Source organism: Terribium retamae, from assembly GCF_022347545.1.
Classification (GTDB): Bacteria; Pseudomonadota; Alphaproteobacteria; order Rhizobiales; family Rhizobiaceae; genus Mesorhizobium; species Mesorhizobium retamae.
The window spans coordinates 75657-102117 of the sequence record NZ_JAKREW010000013.1 but is presented as its reverse complement, the minus strand read 5'-3'; the positions used below and the strand labels follow the sequence as shown (position 1 = coordinate 102117).

Here is a 26461-nt window from a genome sequence, read left to right as displayed (position 1 = left end):
GCGTTTTCGTAAAAAACGGAAACGCTCTAGCGTGCTCCGCCAAGCCGTGCCATCGCCTTGACGCCTTTCCCCCTCGGCACTAGGGAATGGCACCAACATGCCGCTCCCTGTCGAGGCCGCCGTGACTGCCGAACTTCCCGCCAATCTGGACCCCAAGCGCTCGTTCCAGGGCCTGATCCTGACGCTGCACAACTATTGGGCCGCCCATGGCTGCGTCATCCTGCAGCCCTACGACATGGAAGTCGGTGCCGGTACCTTCCATCCGGCCACGACGCTGCGTGCGCTCGGGCCGCGCCGCTGGAATGCTGCGTATGTGCAGCCATCCCGCCGCCCGAAGGACGGCCGCTACGGTGAAAATCCGAACCGGCTTCAGCACTACTACCAATACCAGGTCATCCTGAAGCCGAATCCGTCAAACCTGCAGGAGCTTTATCTCGGCTCGCTGAAGGCGATCGGCATCGATCCGCTGCTGCACGATATCCGTTTCGTAGAGGACGACTGGGAAAGCCCGACGCTCGGCGCATGGGGGCTCGGCTGGGAATGCTGGTGTGACGGCATGGAAGTATCGCAGTTCACCTATTTCCAGCAGGTCTGCGGCATCGAATGTGCACCGGTCGCCGGCGAGCTGACCTATGGGCTGGAACGTCTCGCCATGTATGTCCAAGGTGTGGACAACGTCTACGACCTGAACTTCAACGGCATGGAAGGACCGGAGCGCGTTTCTTACGGCGAGGTCTTCCTGCAAGCCGAGCAGGAATATTCGCGGCACAATTTCGAGCACGCCAATACCGCGATGCTCCTGCGTCATTTTGAAGATGCGGAGGCCGAGTGCAAGGCCCTGCTGGAGGCCGGCGCGCCCGATGCGAATGCCAATGTCGCCATGCACAAGATGGTGTTCCCGGCCTATGATCAGTGCATCAAGGCCAGCCATGTCTTCAATCTGCTCGACGCGCGGGGGGTGATCTCGGTCACCGAGCGCCAGAGCTACATCCTGCGCGTGCGCAATCTGGCAAAGGCTTGTGGCGAGGCGTTCCTGCTGACCGAGGCCGGTGGCCTGGCGGCCTGATTTTACATCTCGTCGACCAGCTCGGCGTCGACGACTGCTGTTAACAGCGACTGGCGATCCGGTCCTGAAATGGTTCTCAAGGCTTGCCGAACCCCGGGCATCCGGAATTCGGCTCGTGCTTCGACCTGATTGACGAAGCAGGCGCTGAGCGCGATGACCTGAAGCAATGTCGATGCCGTTTTCATGGTTCTCGGCCAATGGTTTCCCGTCTGAGCGTCGACCGCTTCAGCGCTTTGTTTCGGTGATGTCGTTGTGCCCTTAGGACGAGCGGGCCGGCCGCTTCCCGACACAGCGATAGAAATTTTCATCGGCCGGTTGTTTCGCGCGAAGGGTGACAGGGCGCGGGCGACTTGCTATTGCCGCCGCAGCTTTCCCGTTTGAGACCGACCATGCCCGATCTGCTTCTTGAACTTCGCTCCGAGGAAATCCCTGCTCGCATGCAGCGCAAAGCTGCGGGTGACCTGAAGAAGATGCTGACCGACGGTCTGGTCGAGGCAGGTCTTACCTATGAGGCGGCGCGTGATTATTGGACGCCACGTCGCCTGACGCTCGATATTCGCGGGCTCACGCCGCGTTCCAAGGATGTGCACGAGGAGATCAAGGGTCCGTCCACGAAGGCGCCGGAGCAGGCGATCCAGGGTTTCCTGCGTAAGGCGGGCCTCGCTTCGGTTGCCGATGCGCATGTCCATGCAGATCCGAAGAAGGGCGATTTCTATGTGGCCCACATCTCCAAACCCGGCCGCGCCGCGGAAGAGGTGATTGCCGAGCTGGTGCCAGCCATCATTCGCAGCTTCCCCTGGCCGAAGTCGATGCGTTGGGGACCGGCCTCGGCAAAGCCAGGGTCACTGCGCTGGGTACGCCCGCTGCAATCCATCGTCTGCACCTTCGGCCCGGAAACCGAGGAGCCGGTTGTGGTGGATTTCGAAATCGACGGCATCCGCGCCGGCAATGTCACCTACGGCCATCGTTTCCATGCGCCCGACGCAATCACGGTGAAGCGCTTCGACGATTATGCGGCGAAACTTGAGGCAGCCAAGGTCGTCATCGACGCCGAACGGCGCAAGGAGATCATTCTGGCTGATGCCCGCAACCTGACCTTCGCCAATGGGCTCGACCTGGTCGAGGACGAAGGGCTGCTCGAAGAGGTCTCCGGCCTGGTCGAATGGCCGGTCGTTCTCATGGGCGAGTTCGAGCGGGCTTTCCTGGCAATTCCGCCGGAAGTGATCCGTCTCACCATCCGCGCCAACCAGAAGTGCTTTGTCACCCGCCCGCAGGGCGAGGCCGAAAACCTTTCCAATCGCTTCATCCTTACCGCCAATGTCGAGGCGAAGGATGGCGGCGCCGAGATCGCGCATGGCAACGGCAAGGTCGTGCGCGCGCGCCTGTCGGATGCTCTCTATTTCTGGAACACCGATCAGGGCGACTTGCCCGACCTCGGCGCCTTGGAGAGTTCGGCGGCGAAATTTGGTCTTGATCTAACCAAGCCGCTCGACCAGCGCATGGCACGGCTCGACCATCTGAATGTCACCTTTCACGCCAAGCTGGGCACGCAGGGCGAGCGCGTCGAGCGCATACGCAAGCTCGCGCGCGAAATAGCGCCGACAGCAGGCACCGATCCAGCGCTGGCCGAACGTGCGGCGGTTCTCGCCAAGGCCGATCTGCAGACCGAAGTGGTCGGCGAATTCCCGGAACTGCAGGGTGCTATGGGCCGCAAATATGCTCTGCTGCAAGACGAAAATGCGTCTGTTGCGGTAGCGATCGAAGAGCACTACAAGCCGCAGGGCCCGTCCGACCGCGTTCCGACGGACCCAGTCTCGGTTGCGGTGGCGTTGGCCGATAAACTCGACACGCTGGTCGGGTTCTGGGTTATCGACGAGAAGCCGACCGGTTCCAAGGATCCTTATGCGCTGCGTCGTGCCGCGTTGGGCGTCATCAGGATCTTGATCGAGAACGGCGTGCGGTTGGGCCTTCGCAAAGCCTTCGTCCAGGCCGAAAAAACCATAACGATCGGGACGATCTCAAATTTGGCCGACAACGACAATTGGGCCTCCGACCTCCTTTCCTTCTTTCATGACCGCCTGAAGGTCTATCTGCGCGACCAAGGTGCACGGCATGATCTGATCGATGCCGTGATTACTTCGGATGCCGATGATCTGTTGACGATCGTGCGTCGCGTCGAGGCCCTTGGCAAACTGCTCGATACCGAGGATGGCAAGAACCTGCTCGCCGGCACCAAACGCGCCGCCAACATCCTCGCCGCCGAAGAGAAGAAGGGCACGGCTGTGGCCATGGCTGTCGACCCGGCGCTGTTTCGCGAGGATGCGGAAAAACTGTTGTTCGGCGCCATCGGTCAAGCGGAAGCCCAGGCTGGCGAAGCCATTGGCAAGGAAGATTTTTCCGGCGCCATGGTGGCGCTGAGTTCCTTGCGCGAGCCGATCGATGCGTTCTTCGACAAGGTTCTGGTCAATGACGACGACGACGCCGTGCGTGCGAACCGCCTGGCATTGCTTTCGCGCATCCGCACCGCCACCGATCGTGTCGCCGACTTCTCGAAGATTGCCGGCTGATCGCCTGAAATCGGAGTGCCCCGATGCGCTCCGACGAACCATTTCAGGCACTTGTAAAATAGCCGGCCGAGCCGGCTTACAGTCATATGACGATGATGTCGGCGTGGGACAAATCGAGTGTACACTCGAACCCACGGAGGCTTTCATGACATTCGTTGCCGAACCCGAAATGATTGACGACATCCTGGCCTCTGACGAGGCACTGCTCGAAGCTACTCCTGAATACGAACTCGAAGCTAGCGACGACGAAGAGGTCGTGCTTTCGGACGATGAAGACGAGCAGGACGACGACGGCGAGGAAGCCGAAGACGAATTCGACGATGAAGATGAGTCCGAGGACGGCGAAGAGGCGGCCGAGGACGAGTCGGAAGACGGTGAAGAGACCGCCGAGGGCGACGTCGAGGAAGACGAAGCCAAGGCCGCTGCCTGAGCTAGTTTGCCGAGCGGGCAGGGCGCCTTGTCGCCTTGCCCGCTCGGATTGTGCGGTTTCAGCGCGCCGCCGGGAGCATTTTGTAGCCAAGTGGAATCACTTGACGTTACAAAATGCAGCGAAAACAAAAGCTTAGAGCGTTTCCGCGTTCCCGAAAAACGGAAACGCTTTAGGGTTTGCGCTCTTCCTTCAGGCCATCTTCTCCCGCCGTTGCGGAAACCTCGCTTTCTGGCTTGCCGTTTACCGTTCCTGGTTTGGCCTTGTGACGCGGCAGCGCGCTGCCGATCACGCCGTCGCGGATCACCTTCGTTGCACGTTCGGCTCGATCGGGAATGGCGGAGACCTTGTCCTGCATTGCCGGCGTCTCGCCTTCATCCACCCGAACTACAGAAGTACTGTCGATCGGATAGGCCGCCGATCGCAGGCTTTGCACATCGTGTCTGGTCTCGCCGGTGGCCACCACTGACGGTGTCGACGCCGGAGCAGTGTTGGTGAAGTAGACCAGCGACGATGCCTGTGTGGCGCACGTCATGCAGAAGCTGAAAAATGCGATCGCCACGCCACGCATGAAGATGTCCCCTTAGCCCGTCCCCTATTCGGCACTCTAGGGCAATCGTCTTGATCCCCGCTTACGGCGTCGCCACGCATTTTAGCGATTGGCACTGGGCGCGGAGGCTTGCCCGGTGCGGCGTGCCGTATTACGCAACCGCTCAAACAAGGTTGTGAAAGTGGTCGACATCCTACCCGCAGCAGAAGCCCTGGAACTGGCGTTGGCCCAATTGGAGGCCGGCGAGGTTGTCGCCATCCCCACCGAGACCGTCTACGGTCTCGCCGGTGACGCTACCAATGGCCGGGCGGTCGCACGCATCTTCGAGGCCAAGGGCCGGCCCCGTTTTAACCCGTTGATCGCTCATGTGGCGGATATGGCGATGGCCGAGCGCATCGCTGTCTTCGATCCGTTGTCTCGCAAGCTGGCCGAAGCTCTCTGGCCTGGGCCGTTGACGCTGGTCCTGCCGCTCCGGCTTGACGCCGGCATTCATCCGCTCGTGAGTGCCGGTCTGGATACGATTGCACTACGTATGCCGCAAGGGTTTGGCGGCGAACTGATCGGCCAGCTGGGGCGCCCGCTGGCTGCGCCTTCAGCCAATTCATCCGGCAAGATCAGCGCCACCACCGCTCAAGCTGTTGCGAACGACCTCGGCAGCCGCATCAAGCTTGTCGTCGATGGTGGCCCGACACCCGTCGGATTGGAATCGACTATCGTCAAGATTGAAGAAGGCGGCCTGAGGCTTTTGCGTCCCGGCGGCATTGCCGCCGTCGAGATCGAGACTGTTGCAAATACCCGGCTGTTGCGCGGCGCTACGGGCATCCAGGCCCCTGGCATGCTGGCCTCCCACTACGCGCCGGGGGCTGCGATGCGGCTGGATGTCGATAAAGTGGCGAAAGGCGAGGCGCTGCTTGCCTTCGGCTCGAGGCGTGCGACGGGCTGGCAGAATGCCGTTGCTGTGAAAAATCTCTCAGAGCGTGGCGATCTTGCTGAGGCTGCCACGAATTTGTTCTCCTTCATGCAGGATCTCGATCGTTCGGGCGCTGCGGTCATCGCCGTCGAACCGGTACCTTGGGATGGCCTCGGCGAGGCGATCAACGACAGGCTTGTCCGCGCCGCGGCACCGCGTGACAAACCCCTCGCATAATCCTAGTTGTTGGGTATGACCGATACCGACCTTCCGACCGACCTGCTCCAGCGTTTTGCCGCCATCGTCGGCGACAGATATGCGTTGCGCGATCAGACCGACATCGCACCTTACCTTACCGAGCGGCGAGGGCTTTGGCATGGCCGCACGCCATTGGTGCTGCGGCCTGGCAGCGTCGAGGAGGTGAGCCGCATCATGCGGCTTGCCACTGAGACGCGCACACCGGTCGTTCCGCAAAGCGGCAATACCGGACTGGTCGGCGCGCAGGTGCCGGATGCTTCCGGACATCAGATCGTGCTTTCGCTGTCGCGGCTGAACCGCATCCGCGAGATCGATGTGCAATCGAACACGGCGACTGTCGAGGCTGGTGTCATCCTGCAGACGCTGCAGGAGGCGGCAGACAACGCCGGCCGGTTGTTCCCGCTGTCGCTGGCGGCCCAGGGCTCGTGCCAGATCGGCGGTAACCTTTCTTCGAACGCCGGCGGCACCGGCGTGCTTGCTTACGGCAATGCGCGTGAGCTTTGCCTCGGCGTAGAGGTCGTGTTGCCGACCGGCGAGGTTTTCGACGACCTGCGCAAGCTCAAGAAGGACAACACCGGTTACGACCTGAAGAACCTGTTCGTCGGCGCCGAAGGCACGCTGGGCGTCATCACGGCCGCAGTCATGAAGCTGTTTCCCAAGCCAAAGGGGCGCGAAGTCGCTTTCATCGGCCTGTCGTCGCCGGAAGCTGCTCTTGGCCTTTTCAATCTGGCGGAAGATCGTGCTGGGCCGGCACTCACGGCCTTCGAACTCATTGCCAGAACCCCTTACGATTTCACCCTGCGCCATGGCGCGGGTGTGATCCGTCCCCTGGCCGACGACTGGCCCTGGTATGTGCTGATGCAAGTTTCATCCGGGCGCTCCGCAGAGGACGCCAGGGCACTGATCGAGGACATCCTGTCGGAAGGGCTGGAAAAGGGTCTGGTGGATGATGCCGTGATTGCCGCGAGCCTTGCCCAGGCTGACGCCTTCTGGAATTTCCGAGAGACCTTGCCGGAAACGCAAAAAGCGGAAGGTGCCTCGATTAAACACGATATTTCCGTGCCGATCGCCTCTGTCCCGACTTTCATCGAACGAGCTGCCGAGGCGGTTCGGTCCGTCAGCACCGGCGCCCGGGTCGTCTGTTTCGGCCATATGGGCGACGGCAATCTGCACTACAATATCTCACGGCCTCTCGACGGCGACGACCAGGCTTTCCTCGACCTTTACCGCCCGATGAACAAGGCCGTGCACGATGTCGTACGGTCTCTTAACGGCTCGATTTCGGCCGAGCACGGCATCGGCCAATTGAAGCGCGATGAATTGATCGCCACCGCGCCGCCGATGGCGATCGAACTGATGCGCCGGGTCAAGGCTGCCTTCGATCCCGCTGGCATCATGAATCCCGGTAAGGTTATCTGATGGTTTCGAAAGTTCTTATTGGTGGGAATCCGATAACCATCTGGCAGATCAGCAAAATTTAACCGACTTTTTTAAGCTGGCCGGTAAGGAGCCGACGCTAGTCTCTGCCCATAACGAGGCGGGAAAACCCGCACGGAGAAGACCGGGACACCCGGCTCTCAGGAGAGACAGGAAGGCATTCTATGAACACCGGACTGAAGCCAGTCTGGGCGGGACGCAACATGCGCCTCGACCCGTTTCGCCTGCCGCAGGTGGTGAGCTATGCCGCCCGCGACGATTCCGGCGATATCACGCTGACCGTTGACCGCCGTGGCGCCATCATGCGCCGCACGCTGCACATGAGCGGCATGCCCGTGACCATCGCGTTGCCGACCAAGGCTTTTCGCGGTGTGGCCGCACGGGCCATGGAAGACGAAGACGGCAACGTCACGGTCACTTTGGAGTTGCTGCACGCGGACCAGATGTTGTCGGTGCCGCTGTTGGTGGCCGACGATCTTGACGACATTGCTGCCGACTGGCGCGCCTGGGCGGATGCTTTTGGTCTGCCGATGCTGTTGATCGAGGCCGATGGTGTCGCCCGCACCCTGGAGGAGTCGCTCGGTGCGGCCATCAAGACGCAGCCACCGCGCGCGCGCCGCAAAGGTCGTATTTCCACGACCCGTCGTCCGCGTTTCCTGGCCAGGCGCCGCACCGGTGACCTCGGTCTTCGGTTGGTGATTGGGGGCGAAGAAATCATCGCCCGCCGCTAACGATAAGAGGTCGCTTAAAGCATCGGCTTTACTGCGACCCAGATTGCGCCCCCGATCAGGCCCAGGAAGATCAACCAGCCGACCTGGTTGTTCGACCTGAACAGCTTCAGGCACTGATCGGGATTGTCGATGTCCAACGTCACGATCTGTCTGGTCATATGCGCACCGGCGGCAATCAATCCCGCCAGCGCAACGACGGGGACCTGTGCCGAAGCAAAGGCAACGGCGAAGCACATCAGCGCTCCCGCGTAGAGACCAACCAGCCAGGATTTCGTGTGTTCGCCGAACAAGCGGGCCGTGGAACGCACGCCGACGATGGCGTCGTCTTCTTTGTCCTGATGGGCATAGATGGTGTCATAGCCGATCACCCACATGATCGAGCCGATATAGAGCAGGAAGGCCGGCCCATCGAGATCGGCGAATTCGCTCGCCCAGCCCATCAGCGCGCCCCATGAGAAGGCAAGCCCCAGCCCGAATTGCGGCCAGTTCGTGAAGCGCTTCATGAAGGGGTAAATCGCAACGACCGCCAGAGAGCAGACGCCGAGCAGAATGGCAAAGCCATTGAACTGGACGAGCACTGCAAGCCCGACCAGTGCTTGCAGCAGGAGGAATGCCCAAGCTTGCTTTCGGCTGACCTTGCCGGAGGGCAGTGGGCGCGAGCGCGTGCGTTCCACCTGATTGTCGATGTCTTCGTCGACGATGTCGTTATAAGTGCAACCGGCGCCGCGCATGGCTATCGCACCGATCAGGAACAGGATCAGGGTCGAGGGCAGAGGCAGCAGCGAAAGCAGGCTGTCTTCCGGCCGCGCATAGGCGCTGGCCGCAAGCGCGGCAGACCACAAGCAGGGCCAAAGAAGCAATTGCCAGCCAATGGGCCGATCCCAGCGTGCAAGCTGTGCGTAGGGCCAGAGCCAGCGCGGCAGCACGCGATAGACCCAGTGCCCGCTCGGCGCGTCTGCGACACGTCCCTGGGCCGATTTCGACTGTATGGTTTCCATCGCCGTGGAGTGGCAGGCTGTGGCGCAGGCGTCAAGCAGACATGGTGTCCTGCCGGGCTTGTATCGAAGGTGTCCGGCTGAAGGGCAGATACCAGAACAACGCGATCTCGCGCGTATCCGGAAAAAGTCCGCGGTAGAAGAACCGGTCGATGCCGCCGAGTTGGAAGCCTTGCCGCTCGTAGAAACGGCAGGCGGTAAGATTGTTGTTCTGTGTTTCGAGGGAAAGTCCCGTCAAACCCTGCTCACGCGCCCAGCTCTTGGCGCAATCGAACAGGCGATGGCCGATACCGCTGGCGCGATAAGGGCGGTCGACGCCGAAATGGTCGAGCAGACCGTAGCCATTCCAGTTGCGGGTGACGGAAAGCCGCCCGATCGGCGCGCCATCCAGCACGGCAACGAACAGCGCGCTGTCGTCGTCCCATTCCCCGTCGTCTTCGTCAGCCTTGTTGTAACTCTTCACATAAGGTTCGGTTGGAATGCGCCGCCATTCGCGGACCGGTGCATCAAAAACGGGTTCCAGATAGGCATCGACCTCGAAGCTGAAGTCGGCTTTGCCTGCGGCTTCAAAAAGGAGGGGATCGGCGCGTTCGATGGTGACGGGCATGAAAAGTCCTGCGGGAGCATACCGCAGATAGGCAGCCCTTCGTCCGTCGGCAATGCCGCAGCAGTTGATAGGGGTGATCGTGCCTTGACCTGCCGCGCCATCGCCAATAGCCAGAGCTGGCTACACGGATGGGCGAGGTTTGCGAAAATGAACGTTCTTCTCCTCGGTTCAGGCGGACGCGAACACGCGCTGGCCTGGAAGCTTGCGGCCTCGCCAATGCTCACCAAACTCTATGCCGCGCCCGGTAACCCCGGCATCGCCGAACAGGCGGAACTCGTGACGCTCGACATCTCCAACCACGCCGCCGTGGCTGCCTTCTGCCGCGACATGAAGATCGATCTCGTCGTTGTCGGCCCGGAAGCGCCGCTGGTCGCCGGCATCGGTGACGATCTGCGTGCCGCCGGTATCCGCGTATTTGGACCGTCCAAGGCTGCGGCGCGGCTGGAGGGATCGAAGGGTTTCACCAAGGATCTGTGCGCCCGCTTCAGCATCCCGACCGCCGCTTATGGCCGGTTCGATAACCTGGCCGATGCGCGCGCCCATGTCGAAAAAGTCGGTGCGCCGATCGTCATCAAGGCCGACGGGCTTGCAGCCGGCAAGGGCGTCACCGTCGCCATGACCTTGCCGGAGGCGCTGGATGCGCTGAGTGCCTGTTTCGACGGCTCGTTCGGCAGCGCCGGCGCCGAAGTCGTAGTCGAGGAATTCATGACTGGCGAAGAAGCGAGTTTCTTCTGCCTCTGCGACGGCACGACCGCGCTGCCTTTCGGCACGGCGCAGGACCACAAGCGTGTCGGCGATGGCGATGTCGGTCCCAATACTGGTGGCATGGGTGCCTATTCGCCAGCGCCGGTGATGACACCCGACATCATCGAGCGCACCATGCGCGAGATCATCGAACCGACCATGCGCGGCATGGCCGAATTGGGTTCGCCCTTCGCCGGTGTCCTTTTTGCCGGATTGATGATCACCGATCGGGGGCCCAGGCTGATCGAATACAACACTCGCTTCGGTGATCCCGAATGCCAGGTGCTGATGATGCGGTTGAAGGACGATCTGCTCGTCCTGTTGAACGCGGCCGCCGACGGCCAGCTGAGCCATATGTCGGTGCGCTGGACGGACGAGGCCGCGCTTGCCGTGGTTATCGCCGCCTCAGGTTATCCCGGCACGCCCGAGAAAGGGTCGGTCATCCGAGGCATCGATGCGGCGCGATCTGAGGGTGCCGAGGTCTTCCATGCCGGCACCGCAGTCAATGCCGGCGCTTTGGTCGCCAACGGGGGCCGCGTCCTCAATGTCTCGGCCACCGGCCGGACCGTGGGTGAGGCACAGAAGCGCGCCTATGCTGCTGTCGACCGCATCGACTGGCCACAGGGCTTCTGCCGCCGTGATATCGGATGGCGCGCGGTCGAACGCGAAGAGAGACGATGAGCGTCACCATCTACCACAACCCCGCCTGTGGCACCTCGCGAAACGCGCTGGCCATGATCCGCGCTTCCGGTGAGGAGCCCGAGATCATTGAATATCTGAAGACACCGCCGTCGCGGGGCAGACTGATCGAGTTGCTGCGCTTGATGGGCATGACGCCAAAGCAACTGCTGCGTCAGAAGGATACGCCCTATGCGGAGTTGCGGCTCTACGATCCGCGCTTCAGCGACGAGGAGATACTCAACTTTATGATGGAGTATCCTATCCTCATCAACCGGCCGATCGTGGTGACTGAAAAGGGTGCCGTTCTTGCCCGGCCCTCGGAGCGGGTTTTGGAAGTGCTCGCCAATCCGGACATCGGCGATTTCGTCAAGGAAGATGGCGAGGTGGTGCGCGCCTCCTTCCGCCGCTAGCTTGCCCGACGCTTTTCAGCATCAGGGCCCCGTCTGTGTGGCGGCGGCTTCGGCAGGCTTGATCGATCCTGTTGCGATTGGGTCGATGCCGCCCGGAGGCGTGCCCTGCGAAACGAGCACGGCCTGCGTTCTCCGCCTGACAACAGCGACATAGTCGGCAATGCCGTGCATCTGTTGGGCGACCAGGAGAGGCGGACGGCGGAAGGCGTTGCGCAACGCAATCCAACGCGCTTTCAGGGCAGCCCCCAATTCATCGAACGTGGGTGGCGCCGCGACCGCCGCGTAGGTGACGCGTTCTCCGCGCATGCCGGCCTCCCGCGACAGCGGCAACGGCACGCTCGCCAGATAATCGACCGGCACATCGATGAGGGCGCCGAACGGCCATTGGCTGCGCAATTCGGCGGCATCCATCGGCGCGACATTGACGTCGATGTCATTGGGTGTTCCAGCGGCGCGATAGGGGCAAGAGAGGCGCCCGCAATTGGCCTGGGCTGCGAATTGCCAGAGCGCGTAACCGCTCCAATGGCCTTTCGGGAAACTGGCGCTCACTTCCGGCTTGTAACGCGCGTACCAGAGCGGCAGCCGGGATAGCAGGCGGTAGCGGTAGCGGTTGGTCGCGATGTGGCTGGCCGTCACCTCATTGGTGTAGAGGATCGGAAAGCGGCCGACGCGACGATGAACCTGTCGTACGAATTCTTCCGCATCTTCCAGCGACATCCATTTCTCGGGGTCGTTGTCTTCGATGTCGAGAGCAAGCAGGTCGTCGGGGCCCGGCTCGGCGAAATCGATGAAATTATCGGCCTGTTCAACAGGATTACCCGGGCGGGCGAGATGATAGGCACCCCATTCCAGCCCCAGTGCCTTTGCCACCACCTTGCGTGTCTGGAACAGCTCGCGCGCCACGGCGTGGCGCTTCCAGAGCGCCTTGCACAACCGCTGTTCGGTTTCGCTGCCGCTGCAGGAATAAGGCGGAGGCATTCCATCCGAAGCCTTGTTGATGAAGCCGACGATGCGTTTGTCGGACGCAAGCGCATTCCAATCGATGGGATTGTATTCGTAGGCGTCGATGACGAGTGCCCGGTCGTCTCTTTTCCATGGCTCGGAAAAGTCCGACGCCTGGGCCGCGCCGATCGCTGCCGCCAGGGCCGCTGCCAGCGCTGTCGTGCGATGAAACTTTCGCGTGCGGCCGTTCAAGGGCATACCCCGCTCATTAACGGTCGATCCTGAACCGCTATGGTTAATGAACGGTTGTCACACCTTGTTGGCCATGGCCCGGCATCTCAGTCGGCTACAAACGCGCGGATTTCGCTGGCGACGTCATCCGCCATCCTGGCCATCGCGCCGAGATGCGGTGAGCGCAGCATCAGGATATCGAGCTTCAGGGGGCCGCCTTTTATATCGACTTGTTTGATATCTTCCGGTCTTGTCCGGTCGAGAAGACGCTTGGGAAACAAGCCGAAGCCCAATCCTTGCTGCACCATTCCCAGTTGCAGGCCGGCATCCTCGATCTCGGCTGCAACGATCAAGGGTTGGCCTTGTTCGGCCAGTCTCCCTGCAAGACGGCGACGCGCGTCGCATGGCTCGGGGCTCAACACCCAGCCGCTTTCTCCTTGGACTTCCTTCGCGATCAGTTTCGGCGAGGCGATCGCCACCAGTTCCTCCTCGCCGATAGGCTCCGCATTGTAGAACCGTGACCCGTCCGACAGCAGGACCGCCGCATCGAGCAGGCCGAGACGATGCTGTTCAGCAAGATCGGCACTCCAGCCCGATTTCAGTCGGAGCGATACCTTTGGAAAGTGGACAGTTACGGCTGCGATGCGCTTTGCTAGGCTGTGATGGGCGAGGCCATTGACGACACCGAGCCGGAATACGCCTTCGGGTTCCTGTGTGGTGGCTATCGTTCTCAGTCTCGCGAAACCGTCCAGGATCTCGCGGCTTCGCGCCAGTACCTCCAGGCCTGTCGGTGTCAACGCCGGCGGTTTCTGCCTTCGATCGAGAAGCTGTGCACCCAACGCCAGTTCCAGCCTCTGGATCTGACGGCTGACGGCAGGCTGCGTCAGAGGCAGCCGCCGTGCCACCTTCTGGATGGAGCCTTCCTCGGCAAACAGAACGAAAGTGCGTAGTTCCTCAATCATGCAATATTAACATAATTATTTTGCTTATTATGAATTTGAAGGCTCTTGGCCGCAAGGCCATTTTGGCGGTCTCAACAACGGAGATACCGCTCATGAAAGTGATTGTCCTTCAGGACAAGCCGGGCATCGGAAACCTTCATGTCATCGATCGGCCCGAACCGGTGCCGCGTCGCCAGGAAATCCTGATCCGGGTCCGCGCTACGGCGCTCAACTATCGCGACGTCGAGATCGTCAAAGGCAGCTATCACACCGCCTTTTCCTTGCCGCTCGTGCCGTTGTCGGATGGCGTTGGCGAGGTGGTCGCGATAGGAGAGGGGGTTACGCGTTTCAAGATTGGGGACCGCGTCTGTTCGACCTTCTGGCAACGCTGGGTTGGCGGTGCGTTCAGCATGGCGGAACCGGCCTATCAGCGTGGCGGTCCGATCGATGGGTTGCTTGGCGATTATGCGCTGCTCGACGAACAAGCCGCAGTGCTGGCTCCGCGAAACCTCAGTGACGTCGAAGCAGCAACCCTTCCATGTGCCGCAGTGACCGCGTGGCACGCGCTTGTCACCGAAGGGGCGGTCAAGGCTGGTGATACTGTCCTGGTCCAGGGGACAGGCGGCGTAGCGCTCTTTGCTTTGCTCTTCGCCAAGGCCAGCGGCGCACGTGTCATAGTCACCTCCAGCAGCGATCAGAAACTGCACCGTGCTGTGGCATTGGGCGCTTTCGCCGGCGTCAACTACCGGCAAAATCCGGAGTGGGCCGAGGCGGTTCTCGATCTGACCGACGGCCGCGGCGTCGATCATGTCATCGAAGTCGGAGGGCCACAGAGCTTCGAGCAGTCTCTGAAAGCCTCTGCGCGCTGCGGGCAGATCAATGTCATCGGCTATCTTGGCGGCAAGGATGGAGCGATCAATCCGCTTGAGATCTTCAGGAAGCAGGTGCAGGTCCGCGGCATTCCCGTTGGGTCCCGCGAATCCTTCGAGGCGATGGTTCGTGCGATTGAGACCCTCGATGTGAAGCCGGTAATCGACCGGACGTTCTTGTGGACCGAAGTGGCCGCCGCGATTCACTACCTGGAAGGCGGCTCACATTTTGGCAAAGTCGCCCTCGTGCACGAATAGTGGCCAACGAAAGAGCCGAAGCCCCGGGCTCCAACTTCGCGCAGCTTATCCGTCCATTCCGCGCACCTCCCAAAATCCGCGTGACAATGTTTGACGTTTACGTAAAAGTAGATCGAATGCTGTGACAGCGCTGTTGCAGTGCAGCACGGGTTCGCGGCAGGATCACGCGATATCAGAGGAGGAGACGGCATGTATCGGGCACCGGTCGCGGATATCGCCTTTACGCTGAAGCATGTCGCGGGGCTGAAATCAGCTCTCGATGCGGGATCGTTCGGCGAACTCGGCGAGGATCTGGTCGATGCCGTGCTGGAGGAGGCGGGTCGTTTCGCCACCGATGAGGTGGCCCCGCTCTATAAGATCGGCGACGAGACCGGGGCGGTGCTGAAGGACGCTGCCGTGACCATGCCGGCGGGCTGGAAAGATCTTTACAGACGTTGGATCGAAGGCGGCTGGAACGGTCTATCCGCGCCTGAGGAGTTCGGCGGGCAGGCACTGCCGACCATGCTTGGCGTCGCGGCACTCGAAATGTGGAATTCGGCGGCCATGGCCTTCGGCATCGGACCGACCCTGACCATGGGTGCGGTCGAGGCGCTGCACAAGCATGCGTCGGACGAATTGAAGGCTAAATACCTCGCCAAGCTGGTTTCCGGCGAGTGGATGGGCACGATGAACCTGACGGAGCCGCAGGCCGGTTCCGATCTGGCTGCCCTGCGCTCGCGCGCCGAGCCCGCAGGAGACGGCACCTATCGTATTTTCGGCCAGAAGATATTCATCACCTATGGCGAGCACGACTTCACCGACAACATCGTGCATCTGGTGCTTGCGCGCCTGCCCGACGCGCCAGCCGGTACCCGCGGCATTTCGCTGTTTCTGGTGCCGAAGTTCCTGGTCAATGACGACGGTTCGCTGGGACCCCGCAACGATGTGTTCTGTTCCGGCATCGAACACAAGCTCGGCATCCATGCCTCGCCGACCTGCACCATGATCTATGGCGATGGTTTTGGTGGTGCTGCGCCCGGCGCCATAGGCTGGTTGATCGGTGAGGAGAACAAGGGCCTCGCCTGCATGTTCACCATGATGAACAATGCCCGCCTCGCAGTCGGCATGCAGGGCGTGGCGGTAGCCGAGGCCGCGTATCAGAAGGCGCTTGCCTATGCCAATGAGCGCCGGCAGGGCAAGGCAGCCAGCTATACCGGCAACGGCATGGCTCCCATCGTTCATCACCCCGATGTGCAGCGCAATCTGCTCACCATGAAGGTGCTGACCGAGATCGCGCGTTCGATCAGCTATTCCTGCGCGCACGCACTCGACATGGCGCATGTTTCAGAGGGTGAAGCTGCTGGCCACTGGCGCGACCGTGCCAATCTGTTGACCCCGCTCGCCAAAGCCTTTTCGACAGATGCCGGCGTCGATGTGGCGTCGCTCGGTGTGCAGATTCATGGCGGCATGGGGTTCATCGAAGAGACAGGCGCAGCCGCCTACTATCGCGATGCGCGCATCGCGCCGATCTATGAAGGCACAAATGGCATCCAGGCGATCGATCTCGTCACGCGCAAGCTGCCGCTGGGCAACGGCCAGCATGTGCACGGCTATATCGATGAGCTGAAGGCCGTGGCCGCCGACGTGCGAGCATCGAACCGTCCCGGTTTCGGTCGCACGGCAAACCTGCTGGATCGTGCACTGGCCGATCTTACGGAAGCGACAAATTTCCTGCAGGCGCGCCTGGCCGATGGCGGTCAGGCAGCCGCTCTTGCCGGTGCCACACCCTATCTCAGGCTCATTTCGCTCGCAGCGGGCGGAGCCTATCTCGCCCGCGGCGCGCTCGCTTCCGAGCAGCGCCAACCGCTCTGCCGTTTCTATACAGAGAACATGCTGGGCGAGAGCGTCACGCTCAAGGAGCGCGTGCTTGGCGGTGCTGAAAGCTTGGCGGAAGCCGGCAGGGCGCTGATTTCGGCCTGATCATTTCGCAAGAAGGAAGACAATCGTGACGGATCACATCGTAGTCGAGCGCCTGGGCGCGGTTCAGGTCATCCGCATGAACCGAGCCGACAAGAAGAACGCGCTGACCCGCGCCATGTATGCAGCGATGGCGGCGGCTTTGGCCGAGGCGGACGCTGATCCATTGGTGCGTGCCACCGTATTCTTCGGTGTCCCCGGCGCATTTTCTGCCGGCAATGATCTTGCCGATTTCCTGGCTGTTGCCACCGGCGGCGAGGGTGGCCGGGAAGTGTGGGACTTCCTCCTCGCCCTGGCGCGGGCGCAGAAGCCCTTGCTGTCGGGTGTCGACGGCATTGCCGTCGGCATCGGCACCACGCTCAACCTTCATTGCGATCTTACTTTCGCGACGCCGCGTACCGTCTTCCGCACTCCCTTTGTCGACCTTGGCCTTGTACCGGAGGCGGCGTCCAGCCTGCTCGTGCCGCGCATCGTCGGCCGCCAGGATGCATTTGCACTGCTTGGGCTAGGGGAAGGCTTCTCGGCGGAGCGTGCCAAAGCATCGGGCCTGATCTACGCGATCGTCGGCGAGGATACGCTGGAGGCAGCGGTGCTTGCCAAGGCCGACGAGATCGCGGCCAAGCCACCGCAGGCTTTGAAGATCGCCCGCGATCTGATGCTGGGCTCACGCGAGGAGATCATTGCACGGATCGAGGAGGAGGGCCGGCATTTCGGCGAGCGCCTCAAGTCAGACGAGGCTCGCGCCGCTTTCGTGGCTTTCATGGACCGCAAGAAGGCAGGCTGAGCGCAGAGACCCTCTAACACTCTGAATCAAGCATCGGCCCGGAATCGATTCCGATTCCGGGCCGATGGTTCTGATGGCAGATCCTGTTATCTGCTTACCGGTACGGCGAGATGCACTGCTGGCGTGGCCCATAGTTGGGCTGGAAGGTGTTGTCCGACACGCGGTAGGAGCGGTAGCGGTCGTAGCACCAGCGCACATGCGCGTTGCTGAGCCGTGCCGGATAGGCTGGGCGATAGACGGGGCGTCCCTGGTTGGCGATCGCACCGCCGATGATGGCGCCGGCAATGAAAGCCGCCGGCGGGAACCATACGCCGTTGTGCCGCTTCCAGCCCGGCCGCGCGTAACGGTAACCGCGGTGGCCGTTGTAGTAATAACGGTCGCCGTCGCGATAGAAGCCGCGCCGGCTCTGAACCTGTACGATGTCGGTATTCGTTTCGACAGTCGGCCTCTGCATGGGAGCGGCTTGGCCAGGGGTCACCGACGTGGCGACGCTGGTGAACACGGTCGCGACCGCGCAAAGTGTGGAAAGAAGCTTTTTCATCGCATTCCTCGTTTGGTTAGAAACTTCGGATGCGGGGAGCTTCGCAGCCGAGGTGTGAACCGAAGCTGAACGTTTGCATTAAATATTTGTAATGTCAGGACAAACCGGAGCCCCAGAATAAAGGTTGCCGATGACTGCGGGCGCCACAATGATGCTCGGTCGATGCGGGTGACTATCATGGATAGAGGCGGCTCTTTTCCCAACCGCCATCGGCATTGCGGCTGAATACGATGCGATCGTGCAGCCTGAACGGGCGGTCGTGCCAGAATTCGATCGTCTGCGGCACGATGCGGAACCCCGACCAGTGCTTGGGGCGCGGGATTTCGCCGATGGCATAGCGGGCCGTATATTCGGCGACCGCTTTTTCCAGCGCGAACCGGCTCTCCAGCGGGCGCGATTGCTTCGAAGCCCAGGCGCCGATCCGGCTGCCACGCGGGCGTGATGCGTAATAGGCATCGGCTTCTGCGTCGGACACGATTTCCACCGGTCCGCGCACGCGCACCTGGCGGCGCAGCGACTTCCAGTGGAAGCACATCGCTGCCTTCATGTTGGCCAGAATCTCGCGGCCCTTGGCGCTTTCGAAATTCGTATAGAAGACAAATCCATGCTCGTCGAAACCCTTGAGCAGAACCATGCGGACATCCGGCATGCCGTCGGCATCAACGGTTGCGAGCGCCACGCCATTGGGGTCGTTTGGCTCCGATTTCGAGGCGTCGTCCAGCCAGGCGGCGAAAAGCCGGAAGGGCTCTCCGCTCTCGGTAAAGTCACCTGTTGTTAAGACTGTCTCGTTCATAGTTTTTCCGATGTGAACTGGCCGAGGAATTTGCCGATTGTCGCGCATCGCGCACCATTTTGACAGCCGGCCAGTGGGCACTTTCCTTTCGTCCTGTCTCAGGACGGCGGCACCTTGCTTGCTGCTTTTGCTCGCCGGATGCGGCGCTGGCGGCTTCAACCTGGAAAAAGCCGAGGTCGACCGCTCCATCATAACTGGATCCGTTGCCACCACCCCGACTGCCGACGCGGCGGATCCCGGCATGGCTTCCGATCAGACCACGATCAGCAACGCCGCATCTTCCGCCGATCTGCAGGGGCTTGCCGGGCAGAGTGTTCCCTGGGCCAATGCTCAGACGGGTTCGCGCGGCACCATCACCGCTCTGGCCGAGACAGGTGATGCCTCTAACGGACGCTGCCGGCGGTTCGAGGTTTCGCGCGAAAGCTATGACGGCGTGGCGATGTATAGGGCCTCGATCTGCATGACCGGCACCGGCGCTTGGCAGATGCAGGATTTCAAGGCGCTGTGAATTTCTCCAATCCGCACGCGACCACTGGAATTTCTTCCTATCAGGGCGCATATAGGAACCAACTCTGAATTCACCCATTTAACGAGCAGGATTGATGCGCGACCCCTATGAGGTGCTGGGAGTTGCCAGGAACGCTTCGTCCAAGGACATAAAGTCGGCGTTCCGGAAACTCGCCAAAAAGCACCACCCGGACCAGAACCCGAACGATCCCAAGGCCAAGGACCGCTTCGCCGCGGCAAATCAGGCGTACGAGATTCTCGGCGATGAGAAGACGCGCGCGGCCTTTGACCGTGGCGAGATCGACGCCGATGGCAAACCACGCTTTCAGGGCTTCGAGGGCGCGGGCGGCGACCCCTTTGCCGGTTTCCGGCGCCAGCAGGGCCCGGGCGCGTCACATTTCGAATTCCGCTCTTCCGGTGGCAGTCCGTTCGGCGATGGTGCAGGCGACATCTTCAGCCAGATTTTCGGTGACGCCTTCAACCAGCAACGTCCCGGCGGCATGGGTGGTGCAGGCGGCGAGCGCCGCAGGCAGGCCCCCACGGGAGGGGATCTCAACGTGGCACTCGATATTACCATCGAAGAAGCAGCGGCCGCCGAAAAGGTGACGGCTATCTTCCCAGATGGCCGCAAGATCGCGGTGAAGTTGCCGAACTATGTCGAAGACGGACAAACCATCCGCCTCAAGGGTCAGGGCGAGCAGGGCTATGGCCAGCCGGGCGATGCGCTGATCAAGGTGAGGTTCCGCCGCCACCCGCGCTATCGCGTGGAGGGCCGGGACCTGCATGCCGATCTCCCTGTATCGCTGCATGATGCTGTTCTCGGCGCCAAGGTGGCGGTCGAGACGCCGACCGGACGCATTGCGCTCGCTGTGCCGGCCTGGTCGAGTTCCGACAAGGTTTTGCGGATCAAAGGTCGCGGCCTGCCGGAAAAGGCAGGTGGCCACGGCGATCTCTACGTCCATGTCCGCATCATGCTGCCGGAAGGCGGTGATCCCGATCTGGAGGCCCTGGTCAAGAAGCAGGGCTGATCCGTCGAGCCGGGTTAGTCTGGTCCAAGAAATTGGCGCAGCCGATCCATTGCCCCGACCCTGTTTGCCGGTAGCAATGCCGCTGTTGTCACAGCAGCGGCATTCTTAAATGTCTTCAAAAATTGTCATTCGCCCGGTTGCTCAACAGGATTTCGTTCGGTGGCTGCCGCTCTGGGAAGGCTACAACGCCTTTTATGGGCGCTCGGGACCGACAGCGCTTCCTAACGCCATAACTCAGATGACATGGTCGCGTTTCTTTGACGCCTATGAACCGGTGCATGCACTGGTGGCCGAGAGCGGCGACCGCTTGCTCGGCCTGACCCATTATCTTTTCCATCGCTCCACCACTGCGATCGAACCCGTCTGCTATCTACAGGATCTGTTCACGGTGCCGGAGGCTCGCGGCAGGGGAATCGGCAAGGCGCTGATCGAGGAAGTCTATGACCGCACCCGCGAACTCGGTTCGGGCCGGGTGTACTGGCAGACGCACGAAACCAATCAGACGGCGATGCGGCTCTACGATCAAATCGCCGAACGCTCGGGTTTTGTCGTCTATCGCCGGCTATTCTGATACCGGCTAAACGCAGCCGGTAAAGCGTTGCGCCCTGTCATCATCGCTTGAAGGCATCAACCGCCTGTGCGATAGGGCAATTCAAAGCGGATCAGCATGCGGAGAACGCTCATATGGTGGGTGGACAGGGCCTGATGGCCGGCAAGCGCGGCCTTATCCTGGGCGTCGCCAACAACCGTTCGATCGCCTACGGCATCGCCAAGGCCTGTGTAGATCATGGCGCGGAGGTTGCGCTGACCTATCAGGGCGAAGCCTTCAAGAAGCGCGTCGAGCCTTTGGCGGAAGAGCTCGGCGCTCACGTCGTAGGCCATTGTGACGTCACCGATCCGGAAAGCCTGGACACTGTGTTCGAAAATGTCGGCAAGCTGTGGGACCGGATCGACTTCGTGGTGCACGCCATTGCTTTTTCCGACAAGGAGGAACTGACGGGCCGCTATGTCGAGACCACCCGCGAGAACTTCCTGCGCACGATGGACATCTCGGTGTTCTCCTTCACCACCATCGCCAAGCGCGCCGAGCCGCTGATGACCAATGGCGGTTCGATGCTGACATTGACCTATTATGGCGCCGAGAAGGTTATGCCGCACTACAATGTCATGGGTGTGGCCAAGGCGGCGCTTGAGGCTTCGGTGCGCTATCTGGCTGTCGACCTCGGCGCCAAGGGCATCCGCGTCAACGCGATCTCGGCTGGTCCGATCAAAACCCTGGCTGCTTCCGGCATCGGCGATTTCCGTTACATTTTGAAGTGGAACGAATACAACGCGCCGCTGAAGCGTACGGTCTCGCCGGAAGAGGTCGGGGATTCGGGGCTTTATCTCCTGTCGGACCTGTCGCGCGGTGTCACCGGCGAGGTTCACCATGTCGATTCAGGCTACCACGTCGTCGGCATGAAGGCCGTCGATGCGCCGGATATCTCGGTTCTCAAGGACTGAGATTTCCTCTCCGGCATTTCCAGCTTCCAGCGGAGGTTCTTCGCGCGCCATGTCTGCGCTAATTTATGTCGTGCGCCACGGTCAGACCGACTGGAACGCGGAGCACCGTCTGCAGGGACAGGCCGATACCGATCTCAACGATATCGGCCGGCGGCAAGCGTCGGAGAATGGGAGCAAGCTCGCCGGGTTGATCGGCGATGCGAAGAGTACCTTCGATTACGTTTCGAGCCCGATGGTGCGCACATGCAAGACTATGGAGTTGATGCGCTCGGCTATGGGGCTTGACCCGGCAGGCTATCGCACCGACGACCGTTTGGTCGAACTCAACTTCGGCGACTGGCAAGGTTTCACCTATCCCGAGCTGGAAGTTCGCTACCCGGGTGCAAGCCGCGCTCGAGGCGAGGACAAATGGGATTTCACGCCACCCGGCGCCGGTGCGGAAAGTTACCAGAAGCTGCTGTCGCGCATCCAACCCGTTTTCCAAGCCATGGAGCGCGACACGGTCTGTGTCACGCATGGCGGCGTCATACGCTGTCTGTTTCGAATGATTAGCGGTGCTTCAAAGGATGAAGCGGCTTCGCTGGAAATTCCGCAAGATCGCGTTCTGAGGGTTCAGGGCCGTCGTCTGGAATGGATCTAGAGCGGTCGCGCTTGCCTTACTGCGGCAGCTCCATGTCCGTGATGACGTTTTCGCCATTGCTCACATCATAGGCAATGACGATATCTGTGCCCGGTGTAAGGGCTTCCAGGTCCATCTCGGCATTCAGCTTGTAAGATTTGCCGTTGTCCAGCGTCAGCGTCAGCGTTTCCTTGTCGACCTTCTTGATCTTGCCTTCGGCCTGGCCCGCGAAAGCGGCGGTAACGACAAGCATGGTGGCGGCAATTGCGCCGAGCAGGGTACGCATTGATGGTCCTCATTGTTTGTTGTTGTACGCCGTTCCCATGCGGCGGCCGTGTGCGGCGACGGAAACACACAGAAACCAGCCGAATGTGTCAAACCTAAGTCACCGGCCGTGGACAACAAGCTATGACCCTTCTGCGAAGACGGTTCCTTGATTGGTTGGCGCGCGCTGCAAGACAGCGACATGCATGACCGAACGCACTGAGAAACCGATGGATTCGTAAAGCGCGATCGCGGCTGTGTTCGTTGCATAGGCGTGCAGGAATGGCTGTTCGCCACGCTCGATGATGCGGCCCGCCACCGCTATCGACAGTCGTTTGGCAAGACCTCGGCCGCGGGCATCGGGATGTGAACACACGCCGCTGATCTCGCTGAAACCTTGCGGTTTCAGGCGTTCGCCTGCCATGGCGAGCAACCGGCCATTCTCCTTCACTCCCCAGAATGCCCCCAGTTCGAGCGCCCGTGCCGTGAAGGGGCCGGGTTTGGTCAGCTCCGCCAATGCCCGCATCGCAGGGATATCGGACTGGCCGAGAAGTTCGATCCGCTCGTCCTGTTCGATCTCCAGCGGTCGGTTCGTAGTCATCTGCACCGCGGCCGCGTGGGACACGGCTACCATGCCGGGTGGCACGACGACGGCATCGGCTTGAAGAAAAAGCAGATTTCGTCCGTCAAAAGACAGATCAGCAAGTGCCTGCAGAGCGGCAGGGGAGTCATCGTGTGATGCGGCAAAGGCAGCGACGGATGGTTGATAGCATTTTGCCCGCGTGCCGCCCTCGGACAGGTGGGCATGGCGCGTAGCGAGGGCGTTCCAGATAGGGCGATCAAGCGGATGGCTGGTCATGGGGTTGCCTCGCGATACGGCGGTGAAGTGGGGTTGCCTCGAGATGGTGCTCGATGGCAGTCAATTGCTCGAGCAGCGGGCCGGTCAGATCGGCGCAGATTTCCGCCACGGCGGTATCGATGCGGGGCCAGACATCGCGTTTCGAGGTTTCAACAAGCTGGCGTCCCTTGTCCGTCAGGCTGATGAGCCGGCGTCGCTGGTCTTCTGAGGACTGCCGGACATCGACCAGTCCGCTTTCGCTCAACTGCGTCATGAGGCGTGTGGCACCGGGCTGGGTGATGCCCACGGCCTCTGCCAGTTCGCCGACCGTCAGAGGACCAAGTCGATCGACGGCAGCCAGGGCAGGCAACTGGCTGCTCTGCACCGGCAGTCCCAACTCGTCCAGTACCTGTTGCACTTCCGACTGGAGACGCTCGCCGATCCGCCTGAAGCGGCTGCCGAGCGTGAGATAGCCCAGTTCTCGAACGACATCGTCAACCATCGCATGGTTCCAGTTCTTTTACATAACTCATTATATAACTAGTTATGTATTTGTGTCCAGTCGGCGGCACATTTCTGAAAAGTTGTACAGATCGAGCCTGCGCCAGCCGTTTGACCACCGAGAAAAACGCTAATAGAAGGCTGGCCATGCCGGGTTTGGCCCGCGCGAGGGCAGCTACCGATGTCGCATAACACCTTCGGCCATCTTTTCCGGGTAACCACCTGGGGCGAAAGCCACGGTGCCGCCTTGGGCTGTGTCGTTGATGGCTGCCCGCCTGGTATCCGCTTCACCCGCGAGGACATCCAGGCGGAGCTCGACCGTCGCAGGCCAGGCCAGTCGCGCTTCGTCACGCAGCGCCGTGAACCGGATGAGGTCAAGATACTCTCCGGCTTTGTCATGGACGAGGATGGTGTAACCCTGATCACCACCGGTACGCCGGTGTCGATGCTGATCGAGAATGTCGACCAGCGCTCGAAAGATTATGGCGAGATTGCCCGCCAGTATCGGCCGGGTCACGCCGACTATGCCTATGAAGTCAAATACGGCATCCGCGACCATCGTGGTGGCGGCCGTTCTTCGGCGCGTGAGACAGCGGCACGCGTCGCCGCTGGTGCACTTGCCCGCAAGGTCGTTCCGGGTCTCGTAGTGCGTGGCGCGTTGATCGCCATGGGTGAGAAGGAAATCGATCGCGCCAATTGGAACTGGAATTTCATCGGTGACGCCGAGAACCCGTTCTTCACGCCAGACCCGCAATCGGTATCCGTGTTCGCGACCTATCTCGACGGCATCCGCAAGGCGGGTTCGTCCGTAGGCGCCGTGATCGAGATTGTTGCCGATGGTGTGCCGGCAGGGCTCGGCGCGCCGATCTACGCCAAGCTCGATCAGGACATTGCTTCGAACCTCATGTCGATCAACGCCGTCAAGGGCGTCGAGATCGGCAACGGCTTCGAAGCCGCCAGGATCACAGGCGAGCAGAACGCCGACGAGATGCGCATGGGCAATGACGGCAAGCCGGTGTTCCTTTCCAACAATGCTGGCGGCATTCTGGGCGGCATTTCGACCGGTCAGCCGATCGTCGCGCGTTTCGCCGTCAAGCCGACCTCATCGATCCTCAATCCGCGCAAGTCTATCGACCAGGACGGCAAGGACGTCGATGTCGTCACCAAGGGGCGCCACGACCCCTGTGTCGGTATCCGCGCCGTGCCGATCGGCGAAGCCATGGTCGCCTGCGCCATTGCCGACCATTACCTGCGCCATCGAGGACAGACTGGAAGGTGAGTGAATAGCGAGTAGTGAGTAGCGAATAGAGCGAAAAAACACTACTCACTACTCGCCATTTACTATTCGCTACCGAAAGAGCCCTATGCCTTACGATCAGAAGAAAATTGTCGAAGCCTTGCGCGCCTTCGAGCGCGGGGAGATCGTGGTCGTCATGGATGATGACGGGCGCGAGAATGAGGGCGACCTGATCGTCGCGGCCGTGCATTGCACGCCGGAGAAAATGGCTTTCATCGTCCGCCACACGTCCGGCATCGTCTGCACGCCGATGCCACGCGAAGAGGCGAAGCGGTTGAACCTGGCGCCGATGGTGGCCGACAACGATTCAGCTCACACCACGGCCTTCACCGTCAGCGTCGACTTCAAGCACGGAACCACGACCGGTATTTCCGCCGAGGACCGTACCTTGACCGTTCGCAACCTTGCAAACGGCAATGTTGCGGGCAGCGATTTCGTGCGTCCCGGCCACATCTTCCCGCTGATTGCGCGTGAGGGCGGTGTGTTGATGCGGTCCGGCCATACCGAGGCCGCGGTCGATCTCTGCAAGCTGGCCGGACTGCCGCCGGTCGGGGTCATTTCCGAATTGGTCAACGACGATGGCACCGTCAAGCGCGGGCCCGAAGTAGCAGCTTTTGCCGAGGAGCATGGGCTGAAGCAGGTCTCCGTGGCCGATCTCATCGCTTATCGCCAACGCAAGGAAACGTTGGTCGAGCGTGTAGCCTGCTCCGACATCGACACGCCCGGTGGCAAGGCGACAGCGATTGCCTATTCGCTGCCCTGGGAAGCAATGCACCACCTTGCAATCGTCTACGGCGATATCCGCGACGGTGAGGAAGTGCCGGTGCGCCTGCATCTGGAGGACGTCACAACTGATGTTTTCGGCACGCATACCGTTCTCGATGACATCATGAAGACGCTCGGCGAGCGCAAGCGCGGCGTCATCGTCTATCTGCGCGAAGGGTCCACCGGCGTCGGTAGCCACGGTGGCCGCAACCGGCAGGCCGGTGGCGACCGCGAGGATCACGAGGAGGCGCGCCGGCGCGAAAACGAGTGGCGCGAGATCGGTCTCGGCGCACAGATTCTCAAGGATCTCGGCATTTCATCGATCAACCTGATCGCTTCGCGCGAACGGCACTATGTCGGCCTGGAAGGCTTCGGCATCCGCATCGCCAAGACGGAAATTCTATGACTGGAAACAAACAAGGCGCCGCACGGCGCCTTATT

Annotated in this window: 29 protein-coding genes; 18 read left to right on the top strand and 11 right to left on the bottom strand. The window is 61.3% G+C overall.

Going from position 1 to position 26461, the window contains the following annotated elements; translation table 11 throughout:
- The first annotated feature begins 97 nt into the window (after positions 1-97).
- The gene (locus L4923_RS15145) at positions 98-1066 is read left to right on the top strand and encodes a glycine--tRNA ligase subunit alpha (protein ID WP_239366464.1); all 969 of its coding nucleotides are present in this window, start codon (positions 98-100) and stop codon (positions 1064-1066) included.
- 2 nt (positions 1067-1068) lie between these two features.
- On the opposite strand, the gene L4923_RS15140 is transcribed toward L4923_RS15145, so the two are convergent.
- The gene (locus L4923_RS15140) at positions 1069-1251 is read right to left on the bottom strand and encodes a hypothetical protein (protein WP_239366463.1); all 183 of its coding nucleotides are present in this window, start codon (positions 1249-1251) and stop codon (positions 1069-1071) included.
- Between the two features lie 204 nt (positions 1252-1455).
- On the opposite strand from L4923_RS15140, the gene glyS reads away from it, so the two are divergent.
- On the top strand, positions 1456-3633 hold the full coding sequence (gene glyS, locus L4923_RS15135; protein WP_239366462.1) for a glycine--tRNA ligase subunit beta: 2178 nt from the start codon (positions 1456-1458) through the stop codon (positions 3631-3633).
- Between the two features lie 145 nt (positions 3634-3778).
- Positions 3779-4063, top strand: coding sequence for a hypothetical protein (locus L4923_RS15130; RefSeq protein ID WP_239366460.1), 285 nt, complete (start codon positions 3779-3781; stop codon positions 4061-4063).
- A gap of 169 nt (positions 4064-4232) precedes the next feature.
- Here L4923_RS15130 and L4923_RS15125 read toward each other — a convergent pair whose 3' ends face one another.
- The gene (locus L4923_RS15125; protein WP_239366458.1) at positions 4233-4631 is read right to left on the bottom strand and encodes a hypothetical protein; all 399 of its coding nucleotides are present in this window, start codon (positions 4629-4631) and stop codon (positions 4233-4235) included.
- A 115-nt stretch (positions 4632-4746) separates the two neighbouring features.
- Here L4923_RS15125 and L4923_RS15120 point away from each other — a divergent pair, with 115 nt between their 5' ends.
- From L4923_RS15120 to L4923_RS15110, 3 genes are all read left to right on the top strand, one after another.
- Positions 4747-5757 carry an L-threonylcarbamoyladenylate synthase gene (locus tag L4923_RS15120; protein WP_425530951.1) on the top strand — a complete coding sequence of 337 codons (1011 nt, stop codon included), beginning with the start codon at positions 4747-4749 and terminating at the stop codon, positions 5755-5757.
- 15 nt (positions 5758-5772) lie between these two features.
- Positions 5773-7197: an FAD-binding oxidoreductase gene (locus L4923_RS15115; RefSeq protein WP_239366456.1), complete on the top strand. Its 1425-nt coding sequence runs from the start codon at positions 5773-5775 to the stop codon at positions 7195-7197.
- A gap of 182 nt (positions 7198-7379) precedes the next feature.
- Positions 7380-7946: a DUF6101 family protein gene (locus L4923_RS15110; protein WP_239366453.1), complete on the top strand. Its 567-nt coding sequence runs from the start codon at positions 7380-7382 to the stop codon at positions 7944-7946.
- 14 nt (positions 7947-7960) lie between these two features.
- On the opposite strand, the gene ubiA is transcribed toward L4923_RS15110, so the two are convergent.
- Together ubiA and L4923_RS15100 are read right to left on the bottom strand one after the other, a co-directional pair.
- A complete protein-coding gene (gene ubiA / locus L4923_RS15105) occupies positions 7961-8944 on the bottom strand; it encodes a 4-hydroxybenzoate octaprenyltransferase (protein ID WP_239366451.1) in 984 nt (327 codons plus the stop codon).
- A 31-nt stretch (positions 8945-8975) separates the two neighbouring features.
- On the bottom strand, positions 8976-9548 hold the full coding sequence (locus L4923_RS15100) for a GNAT family N-acetyltransferase (RefSeq protein ID WP_239366449.1): 573 nt from the start codon (positions 9546-9548) through the stop codon (positions 8976-8978).
- A 147-nt stretch (positions 9549-9695) separates the two neighbouring features.
- Here L4923_RS15100 and purD point away from each other — a divergent pair, with 147 nt between their 5' ends.
- Both purD and arsC read left to right on the top strand, forming a co-directional pair.
- On the top strand, positions 9696-10973 hold the full coding sequence (purD, locus tag L4923_RS15095; protein WP_239366447.1) for a phosphoribosylamine--glycine ligase: 1278 nt from the start codon (positions 9696-9698) through the stop codon (positions 10971-10973).
- Positions 10970-11383 (top strand): arsenate reductase (glutaredoxin), encoded by a 414-nt coding sequence (gene arsC, locus L4923_RS15090; protein WP_239366446.1) that lies wholly within the window; start codon positions 10970-10972, stop codon positions 11381-11383. Before purD ends, arsC begins: the two co-directional genes overlap by 4 nt.
- A 21-nt stretch (positions 11384-11404) precedes the next feature.
- On the opposite strand, the gene L4923_RS15085 is transcribed toward arsC, so the two are convergent.
- A complete protein-coding gene (locus L4923_RS15085; RefSeq protein ID WP_239366444.1) occupies positions 11405-12583 on the bottom strand; it encodes a glycoside hydrolase family 25 protein in 1179 nt (392 codons plus the stop codon).
- A gap of 80 nt (positions 12584-12663) precedes the next feature.
- Positions 12664-13518 carry a LysR family transcriptional regulator gene (locus L4923_RS15080; protein ID WP_239366442.1) on the bottom strand — a complete coding sequence of 285 codons (855 nt, stop codon included), beginning with the start codon at positions 13516-13518 and terminating at the stop codon, positions 12664-12666.
- Between the two features lie 92 nt (positions 13519-13610).
- Here L4923_RS15080 and L4923_RS15075 point away from each other — a divergent pair, with 92 nt between their 5' ends.
- From L4923_RS15075 to L4923_RS15065, 3 genes are all read left to right on the top strand, one after another.
- Positions 13611-14624, top strand: coding sequence for a zinc-dependent alcohol dehydrogenase family protein (locus L4923_RS15075; protein ID WP_239366440.1), 1014 nt, complete (start codon positions 13611-13613; stop codon positions 14622-14624).
- 189 nt (positions 14625-14813) lie between these two features.
- Positions 14814-16583 carry an acyl-CoA dehydrogenase family protein gene (locus L4923_RS15070; protein WP_239366438.1) on the top strand — a complete coding sequence of 590 codons (1770 nt, stop codon included), beginning with the start codon at positions 14814-14816 and terminating at the stop codon, positions 16581-16583.
- A gap of 25 nt (positions 16584-16608) precedes the next feature.
- On the top strand, positions 16609-17364 hold the full coding sequence (locus tag L4923_RS15065) for a crotonase/enoyl-CoA hydratase family protein (RefSeq protein WP_239366436.1): 756 nt from the start codon (positions 16609-16611) through the stop codon (positions 17362-17364).
- A gap of 94 nt (positions 17365-17458) precedes the next feature.
- Here the strand turns inward: L4923_RS15065 and L4923_RS15060 are convergent, their stop codons facing one another.
- Positions 17459-17905: a BA14K family protein gene (locus L4923_RS15060; protein WP_239366434.1), complete on the bottom strand. Its 447-nt coding sequence runs from the start codon at positions 17903-17905 to the stop codon at positions 17459-17461.
- A 175-nt stretch (positions 17906-18080) separates the two neighbouring features.
- On the bottom strand, positions 18081-18698 hold the full coding sequence (gene pdxH / locus L4923_RS15055) for a pyridoxamine 5'-phosphate oxidase (protein ID WP_239366432.1): 618 nt from the start codon (positions 18696-18698) through the stop codon (positions 18081-18083).
- A 118-nt stretch (positions 18699-18816) separates the two neighbouring features.
- Here pdxH and L4923_RS15050 point away from each other — a divergent pair, with 118 nt between their 5' ends.
- The 5 genes from L4923_RS15050 to L4923_RS15030 all read left to right on the top strand — a co-directional run bounded on the left by L4923_RS15050 (position 18817) and on the right by L4923_RS15030 (position 22376).
- Positions 18817-19206, top strand: a complete 390-nt coding sequence (locus L4923_RS15050; RefSeq protein ID WP_239366427.1) for an RT0821/Lpp0805 family surface protein — start codon at positions 18817-18819, stop codon at positions 19204-19206.
- Positions 19207-19300: 94 nt separating this feature from the next.
- Positions 19301-20233 (top strand): DnaJ C-terminal domain-containing protein, encoded by a 933-nt coding sequence (locus L4923_RS15045; RefSeq protein ID WP_239366424.1) that lies wholly within the window; start codon positions 19301-19303, stop codon positions 20231-20233.
- A gap of 109 nt (positions 20234-20342) precedes the next feature.
- On the top strand, positions 20343-20804 hold the full coding sequence (locus tag L4923_RS15040) for a GNAT family N-acetyltransferase (protein ID WP_239366421.1): 462 nt from the start codon (positions 20343-20345) through the stop codon (positions 20802-20804).
- A gap of 113 nt (positions 20805-20917) precedes the next feature.
- On the top strand, positions 20918-21736 hold the full coding sequence (gene fabI, locus L4923_RS15035; protein WP_239366418.1) for an enoyl-ACP reductase FabI: 819 nt from the start codon (positions 20918-20920) through the stop codon (positions 21734-21736).
- Positions 21737-21785: 49 nt separating this feature from the next.
- Positions 21786-22376, top strand: coding sequence for a histidine phosphatase family protein (locus tag L4923_RS15030; RefSeq protein WP_239366415.1), 591 nt, complete (start codon positions 21786-21788; stop codon positions 22374-22376).
- A 16-nt stretch (positions 22377-22392) separates the two neighbouring features.
- On the opposite strand, the gene L4923_RS15025 is transcribed toward L4923_RS15030, so the two are convergent.
- The 3 genes from L4923_RS15025 to L4923_RS15015 all read right to left on the bottom strand — a co-directional run bounded on the left by L4923_RS15025 (position 22393) and on the right by L4923_RS15015 (position 23959).
- A complete protein-coding gene (locus L4923_RS15025; protein ID WP_239366411.1) occupies positions 22393-22641 on the bottom strand; it encodes a DUF1344 domain-containing protein in 249 nt (82 codons plus the stop codon).
- A gap of 120 nt (positions 22642-22761) precedes the next feature.
- On the bottom strand, positions 22762-23478 hold the full coding sequence (locus L4923_RS15020; protein ID WP_239366408.1) for a GNAT family N-acetyltransferase: 717 nt from the start codon (positions 23476-23478) through the stop codon (positions 22762-22764).
- Entirely contained in the window at positions 23459-23959 is a 501-nt protein-coding gene (locus tag L4923_RS15015) for a MarR family winged helix-turn-helix transcriptional regulator (protein WP_239366405.1), read from the bottom strand. The genes L4923_RS15020 and L4923_RS15015 overlap by 20 nt, the downstream gene beginning before the upstream one ends.
- 180 nt (positions 23960-24139) lie before the next feature.
- On the opposite strand from L4923_RS15015, the gene aroC reads away from it, so the two are divergent.
- The gene (gene aroC / locus L4923_RS15010; RefSeq protein ID WP_239366402.1) at positions 24140-25237 is read left to right on the top strand and encodes a chorismate synthase; all 1098 of its coding nucleotides are present in this window, start codon (positions 24140-24142) and stop codon (positions 25235-25237) included.
- An 85-nt stretch (positions 25238-25322) separates the two neighbouring features.
- Positions 25323-26426, top strand: coding sequence for a 3,4-dihydroxy-2-butanone-4-phosphate synthase (gene ribB, locus L4923_RS15005; protein WP_239366399.1), 1104 nt, complete (start codon positions 25323-25325; stop codon positions 26424-26426).
- The last annotated feature ends 35 nt before the right edge of the window (positions 26427-26461 follow it).

Bases quoted from the DNA above. Each gene is read 5' to 3' on its own strand.
- L4923_RS15145 (WP_239366464.1), top strand. From the start codon at position 98: ATGCCGCTCCCTGTCGAGGCCGCCGTGACTGCCGAACTTCCCGCCAAT.
- L4923_RS15140 (WP_239366463.1), bottom strand. From the start codon at position 1,251: ATGAAAACGGCATCGACATTGCTTCAGGTCATCGCGCTCAGCGCCTGC.
- glyS (WP_239366462.1), top strand. From the start codon at position 1,456: ATGCCCGATCTGCTTCTTGAACTTCGCTCCGAGGAAATCCCTGCTCGC.
- L4923_RS15130 (WP_239366460.1), top strand. From the start codon at position 3,779: ATGACATTCGTTGCCGAACCCGAAATGATTGACGACATCCTGGCCTCT.
- L4923_RS15125 (WP_239366458.1), bottom strand. From the start codon at position 4,631: ATGCGTGGCGTGGCGATCGCATTTTTCAGCTTCTGCATGACGTGCGCC.
- L4923_RS15115 (WP_239366456.1), top strand. From the start codon at position 5,773: ATGACCGATACCGACCTTCCGACCGACCTGCTCCAGCGTTTTGCCGCC.
- L4923_RS15110 (WP_239366453.1), top strand. From the start codon at position 7,380: ATGAACACCGGACTGAAGCCAGTCTGGGCGGGACGCAACATGCGCCTC.
- ubiA (WP_239366451.1), bottom strand. From the start codon at position 8,944: ATGGAAACCATACAGTCGAAATCGGCCCAGGGACGTGTCGCAGACGCG.
- L4923_RS15100 (WP_239366449.1), bottom strand. From the start codon at position 9,548: ATGCCCGTCACCATCGAACGCGCCGATCCCCTCCTTTTTGAAGCCGCA.
- purD (WP_239366447.1), top strand. From the start codon at position 9,696: ATGAACGTTCTTCTCCTCGGTTCAGGCGGACGCGAACACGCGCTGGCC.
- arsC (WP_239366446.1), top strand. From the start codon at position 10,970: ATGAGCGTCACCATCTACCACAACCCCGCCTGTGGCACCTCGCGAAAC.
- L4923_RS15085 (WP_239366444.1), bottom strand. From the start codon at position 12,583: ATGCCCTTGAACGGCCGCACGCGAAAGTTTCATCGCACGACAGCGCTG.
- L4923_RS15080 (WP_239366442.1), bottom strand. From the start codon at position 13,518: ATGATTGAGGAACTACGCACTTTCGTTCTGTTTGCCGAGGAAGGCTCC.
- L4923_RS15075 (WP_239366440.1), top strand. From the start codon at position 13,611: ATGAAAGTGATTGTCCTTCAGGACAAGCCGGGCATCGGAAACCTTCAT.
- L4923_RS15070 (WP_239366438.1), top strand. From the start codon at position 14,814: ATGTATCGGGCACCGGTCGCGGATATCGCCTTTACGCTGAAGCATGTC.
- L4923_RS15060 (WP_239366434.1), bottom strand. From the start codon at position 17,905: ATGAAAAAGCTTCTTTCCACACTTTGCGCGGTCGCGACCGTGTTCACC.
- pdxH (WP_239366432.1), bottom strand. From the start codon at position 18,698: ATGAACGAGACAGTCTTAACAACAGGTGACTTTACCGAGAGCGGAGAG.
- L4923_RS15045 (WP_239366424.1), top strand. From the start codon at position 19,301: ATGCGCGACCCCTATGAGGTGCTGGGAGTTGCCAGGAACGCTTCGTCC.
- L4923_RS15040 (WP_239366421.1), top strand. From the start codon at position 20,343: ATGTCTTCAAAAATTGTCATTCGCCCGGTTGCTCAACAGGATTTCGTT.
- fabI (WP_239366418.1), top strand. From the start codon at position 20,918: ATGGTGGGTGGACAGGGCCTGATGGCCGGCAAGCGCGGCCTTATCCTG.
- L4923_RS15030 (WP_239366415.1), top strand. From the start codon at position 21,786: ATGTCTGCGCTAATTTATGTCGTGCGCCACGGTCAGACCGACTGGAAC.
- L4923_RS15025 (WP_239366411.1), bottom strand. From the start codon at position 22,641: ATGCGTACCCTGCTCGGCGCAATTGCCGCCACCATGCTTGTCGTTACC.
- L4923_RS15020 (WP_239366408.1), bottom strand. From the start codon at position 23,478: ATGACCAGCCATCCGCTTGATCGCCCTATCTGGAACGCCCTCGCTACG.
- L4923_RS15015 (WP_239366405.1), bottom strand. From the start codon at position 23,959: ATGGTTGACGATGTCGTTCGAGAACTGGGCTATCTCACGCTCGGCAGC.
- aroC (WP_239366402.1), top strand. From the start codon at position 24,140: ATGTCGCATAACACCTTCGGCCATCTTTTCCGGGTAACCACCTGGGGC.
- ribB (WP_239366399.1), top strand. From the start codon at position 25,323: ATGCCTTACGATCAGAAGAAAATTGTCGAAGCCTTGCGCGCCTTCGAG.